The sequence below is a fragment of the Pseudomonas sp. PDNC002 genome, from assembly GCF_016919445.1.
Classification (GTDB): Bacteria; Pseudomonadota; Gammaproteobacteria; order Pseudomonadales; family Pseudomonadaceae; genus Pseudomonas.
This window is the reverse complement of the sequence record NZ_CP070356.1, coordinates 6384639-6393486: the sequence shown is the minus strand read 5'-3', so window position 1 is coordinate 6393486 and position 8848 is coordinate 6384639. Positions and strand designations below refer to the sequence as shown.

Annotated in this window: 6 protein-coding genes; 3 read left to right on the top strand and 3 right to left on the bottom strand. The window is 63.6% G+C overall.

The window, feature by feature from the left end; genetic code table 11:
- Nucleotides 1-113: 113 nt before the first annotated feature.
- The 3 genes from JVX91_RS28950 to JVX91_RS28940 are packed head-to-tail and all read left to right on the top strand — an operon-like array spanning nucleotide 114 to nucleotide 3670.
- On the top strand, nucleotides 114-770 hold the full coding sequence (locus JVX91_RS28950; RefSeq protein WP_205337444.1) for a paraquat-inducible protein A: 657 nt from the start codon (nucleotides 114-116) through the stop codon (nucleotides 768-770).
- Nucleotides 757-1377, top strand: coding sequence for a paraquat-inducible protein A (locus JVX91_RS28945; RefSeq protein WP_205337443.1), 621 nt, complete (start codon nucleotides 757-759; stop codon nucleotides 1375-1377). The genes JVX91_RS28950 and JVX91_RS28945 overlap by 14 nt, the downstream gene beginning before the upstream one ends.
- Entirely contained in the window at nucleotides 1370-3670 is a 2301-nt protein-coding gene (locus JVX91_RS28940) for an MlaD family protein (RefSeq protein WP_205337442.1), read from the top strand. The genes JVX91_RS28945 and JVX91_RS28940 overlap by 8 nt, the downstream gene beginning before the upstream one ends.
- A 164-nt stretch (nucleotides 3671-3834) precedes the next feature.
- On the opposite strand, the gene mksF is transcribed toward JVX91_RS28940, so the two are convergent.
- Genes mksF through mksB form a run of 3 tightly spaced genes read right to left on the bottom strand, consistent with a single transcriptional unit; the run spans nucleotide 3835 to nucleotide 8682 of the window.
- Complete coding sequence (gene mksF, locus JVX91_RS28935) at nucleotides 3835-6669, bottom strand: Mks condensin complex protein MksF (RefSeq protein WP_205337441.1); 2835 nt, start codon at nucleotides 6667-6669, stop codon at nucleotides 3835-3837.
- Complete coding sequence (gene mksE / locus JVX91_RS28930; protein WP_205337440.1) at nucleotides 6666-7415, bottom strand: Mks condensin complex protein MksE; 750 nt, start codon at nucleotides 7413-7415, stop codon at nucleotides 6666-6668. The genes mksF and mksE overlap by 4 nt, the downstream gene beginning before the upstream one ends.
- Nucleotides 7405-8682 (bottom strand): Mks condensin complex protein MksB, encoded by a 1278-nt coding sequence (gene mksB, locus JVX91_RS28925; RefSeq protein ID WP_205337439.1) that lies wholly within the window; start codon nucleotides 8680-8682, stop codon nucleotides 7405-7407. The genes mksE and mksB overlap by 11 nt, the downstream gene beginning before the upstream one ends.
- Nucleotides 8683-8848 lie beyond the last annotated feature (166 nt).

Here is an 8848-nt window from a genome sequence, read left to right as displayed (position 1 = left end):
GAAAGTTGGTGACTGCGGCGCGGCCGATCTTCCAGTTTGTTTGAGACATTCTCACGGCACCGAAGAGGGGGTGGCGTCGTCTACAATAGCGACAAATTTCTCCGAGTCTCTCCATGCCTCACATTGAAGGACAGGCCTTGCGGGATCTCCCTCTGGAAGAGCTGATGGCTTGCCACGAGTGCGACCTGTTGATGCGCCGCGAGCCGGTTCCCCTTGGACACAGATCGGTTTGCCCGCGCTGTGGCTACGAGCTGGAAATCCACCGCCCCCATATGGTTCGTCGAGCGCTGGCATTGGTGCTGACGGCGTTGTTCCTGTACATACCGGCCAATTTCCTGCCGATCATGCACATCACCATTCTTGGACAGACCAGCATGGATACTGTCTGGAGTGGGGTACTCGGGTTGTACGGATCGGAGATGAGAGGCGTCGCCGTGCTGGTGTTCCTGTGCAGCATGGTGATCCCACTGGCGAAGCTTCTCTGCCAGCTGTTCGTCTTGCTGACACTGCGCTTCAAGGTCCTGCGCGAACACGGCATGCTGATGTTTCGCGGCTACCAGCATCTGCGTGAGTGGGGGATGCTCGAGGTGTACCTGATGGGCATCATCGTGGCCATCGTCAAGCTGATCGATATGGCGGAGCTGCATATCGGCGTCGGCCTCGCCTGTTTCGTGGCCCTGTTGTTCACCCAGGTGTGGCTGGAAGTGACCATGTCCCATCATCAGGTGTGGGCTGAGCTGTCCGGGGAGTTCGACGATGCGGGCCATTGATGCGGATATCCTCGTTTGCGGTGAGTGCCATCTGCTCAACCGTCGCGACGAGGATGACGAAACCCACTGCAGCCGTTGCGGAGCGCTCATCCATGATCGCCGCCCCAACAGCATCATTCGTACCTGGGCGCTGCTGATCACGGCGGCGATCCTGTACATCCCCGCCAACCTGCTGCCAATCATGACGGTGAACTTCCTTGGCAATGGCATGCCGGCAACCATCATGGAAGGCGTGGTAGAGCTGATCAACGCCGATATGCTGCCGGTGGCGGCGGTGGTGTTCATCGCCAGCATCCTCGTGCCTACTTTCAAGTTGGTGGGCATCGCCCTGCTGCTTTACTCCGTGCAGCGGCATCAGCCGCTTTCTGCCAAGCAGCGGATCGTGATGTACCGCTTCATCGAGTGGATCGGCCGTTGGTCGATGCTCGACATCTTCGTCATCGCCATCCTGGTGACGCTGGTGAACTTCGGCAATCTGGCCAGTATCGAGGCAAACCTTGGTGCTGCTGCCTTTGCCAGTGTGGTGGTGCTCACCATGCTGGCGGCTGTGACTTTCGATCCCCGGTTGATCTGGGATAACACGGACGCGGAAAACGACGATGAGTGATCTCCCCACCCCCAAGATGCGCAAGACCACCAACTGGTCGGCTATCTGGATCCTGCCGTTGATTGCACTGGCGATTGGCGCCTGGCTGGCATGGCGTGCCTACGACCAGGCAGGGATCATGATCAACATCCAGTTCGAGAGCGGCGAAGGGATCCAGGCCAACAAGACCGAGGTGATCTTCAAGGGCATCGGTGTCGGCAAGGTCGTCGACCTGCACGTCAACAAGCCGACCATGGGCGTAACGGCAGCCGTGGAGATGCGCAAGGAAGCCGCTGAATACCTGAGCAAGGGCACGCGCTTCTGGTTGGTCAAACCGCGTGTATCGATTGCCGGTGTCACCGGACTGGAAACGCTGGTTTCGGGCAACTACATCGCCATCGATCCGGTAAAGGGCGAGCAGGAAAAGGACTTCGTCGCGCTGAAGGAGCCGCCGCCGCTCTCGGATTCGCTGCCGGGCCTGCACCTGACTTTGAAGGCCGAGCGCCTCGGCTCGCTGGAGCAGGGTAGCCCGATCTACTATCGGCAGATCCAGGTGGGCCAGGTGAAGAGCTATCGACTGGCCGAGGACCAGAAAACCATCGAGGTGAAGATTCACATCGAGCCGGCCTATGCCAACCTGGTGCGCAAGCACACCCGCTTCTGGAACGCCAGCGGCATCACTCTCTCCGGCAGTCTGAGCGGCCTGAAGCTGCGGACTGAATCCCTGGCGAGCATCGCCGCCGGTGGCATTGCCTTCTCCACGCCGGATAACTATCCGGATAGCCCGCCCACCGACCCGACCAAGCCCTTCCGCTTGTATGAGGACTTCGACGCCGCCCAGGCCGGCCTCAGCGTCAAGGTGAAGGTCAGCGACGTCAGCGGCCTGACCCCGGGCAGCACGCCAGTGATGTACAACGGCGTACAGGTCGGTACGGTGAAGAGCATCGACATGGACAAGGACTTCAACGGCGCCACCGCCACCCTGTCCATGGACCCGCGCACCGAGGACTTCCTCAACAGCAAGACCGAGTTCTGGATGGTCAAGCCGAGCATCTCGCTGGCCGGCATCACCGGGCTCGAGGCGCTGGTGAAGGGTAATTACCTCAGCGTGCGATTCGCCAGCGACGGCGAGCCAACCCGTGATTTCGTCATCCGGCCGAAAGCGCCGCCGTTGAATCTCGATGCGCCTGGGCTGCACCTGGTGCTGACGACGGACAAGCTGGGCTCCCTGGAAGTTGGCACGCCGATTCTCTACCGCCAGATGAAGGTCGGTAGCGTACAGAGCTACCAGCTCTCGCGTCATGACCCGTCGCGGCTGGTCATTGGCGTCCATATCGAGCCGGAATACGCCCAACTGGTGAACACCTCGACCCGCTTCTGGAATGTGAGTGGCGTTACCGTCAGTGGTGGGCTGGACGGCATCAAGCTCAAGAGCGAATCGCTGCAGACATTGATTGCCGGCGGTATCGCTTTCGATACGCCCGATCCCAAGGCTGCGCCCGTGACCCGTGTGCGCCGCTTCGCGTTGCTCGATAGCGAGGAAGCCGCGCATACCGCGGGCCAGATGATCGAGCTGCGTGCGAGCACGGCCGATGGGCTCAAGGAAGGTACCGTCCTGCGCTACAAGGGCCTGGAAGTGGGCCGTGTCGAACAGGTCGAGCTCAGCAAGGACCTGCAGGGCGTACAGCTGAAGGCGCGCCTGACCCGTGCGGCTGAGCGCATCGCTCGCCAGGGCACGCGTTTCTGGGTGGTCAAACCGGAAGTCGGCCTGTCCGGCGTTGCCAACCTGGGCACCATCGTCAGCGGCCAGTACATCGAAGTGCTGCCGGCCGAGACGCCGGGTCAGGCGCAATCGAGTTTCAGCCTGCTGGAGAACGAACCGAACCGACTGCTGGATGCCGATGGCCTGCGCCTGACCCTCAGTGCCGCCCGTCGCGGTTCGCTCAAGCCGGGGGTGCCCGTGACTTACCGTGAAGTGCAGGTGGGCAAGGTGACTTCCTTCGAGCTGGGGGAGACCGGCGATCGCGTGCTGATCCATATCCTGATCGAGCCGCGCTACGCGCCGCTGGTGCGCACCGGCAGCCGCTTCTGGAACACCAGTGGCTTTGGCGTGGACGCCGGTCTGTTCAAGGGGGTGAAAGTGCGTACCGAGTCGATGGAGACCATCCTCGCTGGCGGAGTGGCCTTTGCGACGCCGAACAACAATGAAATGGGCTCGCCGGCCAAGCCGGGGCAGACTTACGCGTTGTTCGACGAGGCCAACGACGCGTGGCTGGACTGGGCGCCGAAAATCCCGCTGGGTAAGGCGAAGTGAGTTAAAGCTGCTCAAAAAAGGGCCGCATTTGCGGCCCTTTTTATTGGGTGATCAAACGGGGAGGGGAGCGGACGGAGTCCGCTTCTACGCAAGACCGGGCCATTGTGCTCCGGAAAAGAAAAAGCCCTCCATCGGAGGGCTTTTTCGTTAACGCTGAGAAAGGATCACGCCGGCTCGGCGCTCGCTTCCACGTCGTTGTGCGCGGCTTTCTCGGTGTCGCGGCGACGGATGTACTTCCAGTCCGCTTCATCGATGTAGATGCCGCTGGGGCCGCTGCCGCCTTCCAGGTCGATGGCTACCTGCGCCGAGACCTGCGGCTTCACGCTCGCCAGGATCGGCACGAAGCCCAGCTGCAGGCTGGTCTCCAGCAGTGCCGACTGGTTGCGTTCGTCGATGTCCGCCGCTTCGTCGAGGTAGTAGGGCAGACGCACGCGGCCGGCCTGCTCGCGGTCCATCAGGTGCAGCAACAGGTACATGTTGGTCAGCGCCTTGATGGTCATGGTGGTGCCGTTGGATGCCGCACCGTCGATGTCGGTGTGCATGATCGGCTGGCCGCCCATCTTGGTGATTTCGAACGCCAGCTCGAACAGGTCCTTCAGGCCCAGCTGGTTGTTGTTCGCCGCCACCAGGCGCGACAGGTAGTCCTTGGCTTCCTCGTTCTTCGCATCCTGCTCGGCGCTCTGGGTCAGGTCGAAGACGGAGAGGTTCTCGCCTTCCTCGTACTGACCGGCGCTGTGGATGATCTGGTCGATGTGCTTGAGTGCGTCCTTGTTCGGCGCCAGCACGATGCGGAAGCTTTGCAGGTTCGACACCTGGCGCTTGTTGATCTCGCGGTTGAACAGCGCCAGCTGGTGTTCCAGGCTGTCGTAGTCGCTGCGGATGTTGCGCAGGGTCCGGGCGATGTCGGTGACCGCCGCGCGGCGGGCCTTGGCCAGCGTCATAGCCTCATCGGTGCGGTGCGCGTAGGCGTTGATCAGAAGCTGCAGGCGACGCTCCGGATCATCCTCGCTGTCGAACTTGGCCACGCCCTTCAGGCGAACCTGGGCATACAGTGCCTCGATCTGGCCGTCCACGCGCTGCAGTGACTGCCAGGTGTCCTGGTAGTCGTTGAGCAGGGGCAGCAGGTTGTCCATGGAATCGTCGACCGGGTCCATGAACGGGATGCCGAAGGGTAGGTTGGCCGGCAGCAGCTGGCGGCGGCGCAGGGCGTCGTCGAGGGTGCGCTGCTTGGCTTCCATGTCGGCCAGTTGGCGGCCGATCAGTTGCAGCTTGGCGGAGATCTGCTGGACGCGTTCGGTGAAGGCGTCGGCGGAGCGCTTGAGTTCGTCCTGGGTCGCTTCCAGCTGGGCGAGCTGCTCCAGCTTGCCCGGCTCCTCGGCGTTCAGGGTCTGGCTGCGGCGGAAGTCTTCCAGCGCCTTCTGCGCATCGAGCACCTCCTGGTACAGCTTGTCCGCCTGCGCCTTGCTGGCGTTGCGGTCGGCGGCCACAGCCTGCTGGGTCTTGAGCTGCTTGAGCTCCTTCTCCAGGCGTTCCTTCTGGTCGCGCAGGGCGGCACGGTCGGCCAGGGCCTGCAGGGCCGGCGGCTCGATGGTGGAGATGTCGATGGAGAGGCCGGGCACTTCGAAGCGCTCGCCCTTGAAGGCATCGAGGATTTTTTCGACGCTGCCGACCCACTGGCCGGCTTCGTCCAGGTCCACGCCTTTCTCGCCCAGCGGTAGGCTGAACAGCGCGCCGTTGAACAGGCGCATCAGGCGCTCCACGTCCTGCTGGGAGAACTCCTCGCGCAGGCGGGCGTAGCTGTTGTTGTCGGCGTGTTCGAGCTGCTGGCGAACGCCCTTCAGGCGTTTCTCCAGGTCGCGCATGCGCTCTTCCAGGTCTTCGCTGGAGAACTGCCGGGAGTGCGCCAGGGCACCGGCCAGTTCGTCGTGGGCGTCCTTGGCGGCGAGCAGTTGCTGCTCCAGTACCTTGGCGTCCTCGACCAGCGCGAAGCGGTTCTTCAGCACGGCGAGCTCGCCCATCCAGCGCTGGAGTTCGCTGATCTCGCGCTCAAGGCGCATCAACTCGGCGGTGCTGCCGCGCTGCTCGTTCTGCAGGCCATCCTGTTCGCGGCGGTAGTGCTCGGCCTGGATGACCAGCTCTTCCTTGCGCGCGCCGGAATAGTCTTCCCAGGTGCCCAGCAGGTTATCCAGCAGCGGCGAGAGACGGTGCATCTTGCCGCGCAACAGTTCGCGCTGTTGCACGCCGTTGGCCAGCGCTTCGACCAGAGGGCCGGCGGCCACCAGGGCCTGGTAATCACCTTCCATGCGGCGTACGTCGCGGAAGGCTTCCTCGCAGGCGGCGATGTAGTCGACGCTACCCGAGCGCAGGCTGTGCTCGAAGGCGTCGAGGAACAGCTGCTTGAGCTTGGCCGCGGTGATCTCGCGCATGTGCAGCAGGTTGATGAACAGCGAGCGGAAGGTCTTCAGGCTCTGTTCGCTGGTAGAGCGCAGCGGGATCAGGGTCAGGTCCAGCGGGATCGACGTGTGGCCGCCAACCAGCAGGCGGCGCAGTTCGTCCGGCTTCAGCTCATAGGACTTGATGCCCTCGCGTTCGAGGTTGGCGTACAGCTCGCGCAGGCGCAGGCAGGTGCCGTTCTTCTGGTAGTGCTCCAGGTCCAGTCCGCCCTGGTAGGCGAAGAACTGGTGGCCGAAGCCGCCGCCCGGACCGCGCCCGCCGACGCCGATCACGTGGCGGCCGTGGGGCAGGTCGAGCTCGATGAGGATGTAGCTGGTGTCGGTGGCGAAATAGAACTTGCGCGAGGCTTCCAGGCTGTACTTGCCGAAGCTCATGTCGGACATGCGCGCGAGGATCGGGAACTGCAGCGCGTTGATCGACGCCGATTTGCCGAGGTTGTTCGCCCCGTAGACCGACAGCGGCTGTTCCAGCGGGAAGATGCCGAGGCTGTAGCCGGCGGTGTTGAGCAGGGCGAAGCGGCGGATGCCGTAGCGTTCCTGGGTCATGCCTGGGCCTCCTGTGCTTCGGCGATGGCGCGGGCGAGGGCGTCTTCTTCGCTCTCTTCTTCAACAATGGCCGCAGGCGTATCGATCACCACGATGGCGTCCGCAGAGTCTTCGATTGGCTCGTCGGCGTAGGATTCGAGGATCACCACCGGCTCGTCGTCTTCTTCCATCAGCACCGGCGCGGTGAACTGCATTTCGCTGGCGTGCAGGTTGCTGGCCAGGTCGCGGTCCTGCTGGACCGACAGGCAGACGTCGAGGAAGCGGTGGATCGGCGGGAGGAAACGGTACACGCCGTTGTCCTCGGCGGCGAAGCCGAGCTGGGTGAGGCGGCGCATGACCTTCTCTTCCAGTTCTTCCTGGGTGGTCACTTCGGCCTGCAGGAACAGGTCGCGGTACTTCTCCAGCAGCGGCGGCAGCTCGTCGCGGCCGATGCTGCCGCCGTCGAGCACGGCCAGCGGGTCGCGGCCCTGGTCGGCGAGGTGTTCGACCAGGATGAAGGTGAACAGCGCCAGGCGCTGGGCGGTCTTGTTCACCTGGGCGCCGGTCTGCTCGGGGACGAAGTAGTAGAAGCCACGGGTATCGCAGACCAGTTCGTAGCCCAGGCTGCGGAACAGCGCGCGGTAGGCGTCCTGCTGGTTGGACAGCTGGCTGTACAGCTCCGGGTCGCGGCGGCTGATGTGGAAGCCCTTGAACAGCTCGCGGAAGATCGGCGCGAGCTGGGTCATTTCGGTGAGATTAATCTGCATGCGATTCGCTCTTGGTGTCCTTGCCAGCGTTCGGGCCGGCGATCAGGGCGAAGGAGCACAGGCTGACGCTGTGCTGGAGAGTGTCGTATTGGGCGCGCTCAAGGCGGTCGCGCTGGAAGCGGGCATCGCGAGACAGGCGCGAGAACCAGTAGAGCAGTTCGTCGGTAGCGCCTTCGGGCTCCTGTTCCAGCAGCCATTGCATCAGGTCCGGCAGGGGCAGAGCGGCCTGGCAGCGGTCGAGCATTTCCCGCGCGGTGCGCGGTGAGCGCTGCAGGCCGTCGTTCTTGCGATTGCCGCTGGCCTTGGGGAAGTGCGCCGGCTTTGGCTGGAAGTTGGCCAAGGCGAAGACGTAGCTTTCCACCTGCGAGGCGGTGCCCAGGAAGTTGCTCTGCGGCCGGGTGAACATCGGCAGCGCGGCCTGGGGCACGGCGTCGATGCCCTTGCGGCGGATGACCGACAGTGCCAGTGCCGCGCCACGGGTGATCGCGTTGTGCCGGCGCGCTTCCTCGCGCAGCGGTAGCAGCAGTTCGCGGGCGCGGCGCAGGGTGAGCTGGGCGGTGGTCTGCATTTCCAGGATGCGTGCGTGGGTGCGCAGCAACTGGTCGTCGTCCACCAACTGGCCGAGGCGGGCCTGTTCGGTGAGCAGGCGCAGCAGCACCTGTTCCACGCGGTGCACGCCCTGTTCGAAGGCGCCGTCGGCGGAAACCAGCTGGATCATCGGTTCGACGTATTCGTCCCAGGTCGCCAGGACTTCCGCGTAGCGCTGGCGCAGCGGAATCTGCCGGTCCTGGGTCTTCGCCCGTTCGGCTACGGCGACCAGCGCCTGCTCATCGTTGGCGAGCTTCTTCAGCACATCGCGCACGCGCATGTCGAGCAGGCGCAGCTGGCGGGCCAGGTCGTTGCCATCGCGCACTTCGAAGGCGTCGCGGATGTAGCCGGCGAGGCGTTCCAGGTGGCGCAGATAGGCTTCGATCTCCAGGCACAGGCCCAGTCGATGTTCCTGGCGCAGGTAGGCGAGGAAGTCGTGGATCTGCGCGTTCAGCTCGAAACGGTTGGGGCTCTTGGCCACCGGGACGAGGATGTCCAGGCGCACCCATTGGTCGAGGAGGGCGGTGATGTCCACCGGCGTGCTGTCGGGCAACTGGCTGGTGAGCTGGTTGCGCAGCTCCACCAGGCTCAGGGTGCCGGCGTCGAAACGCTCGCACAGCGGCTCGAGCAGCACCCAGTGTTCGGCGAGGGCGCGTAGTACGCGTCGTGGATCGATCATCGGCTTGGTTGGGCCCGGAATGAACAAAGGGAGCGATTGTACTGCAAAGGTCCACCCCTGGCCGACAGGGTGACGAAACGCGTCAGATTGCGACTCCGCGAGCGGCGTCTGTGTGAAATGGCTCACGGAAAATCGAGTCTAAACGACTGAATTTTCTGGCATGTTT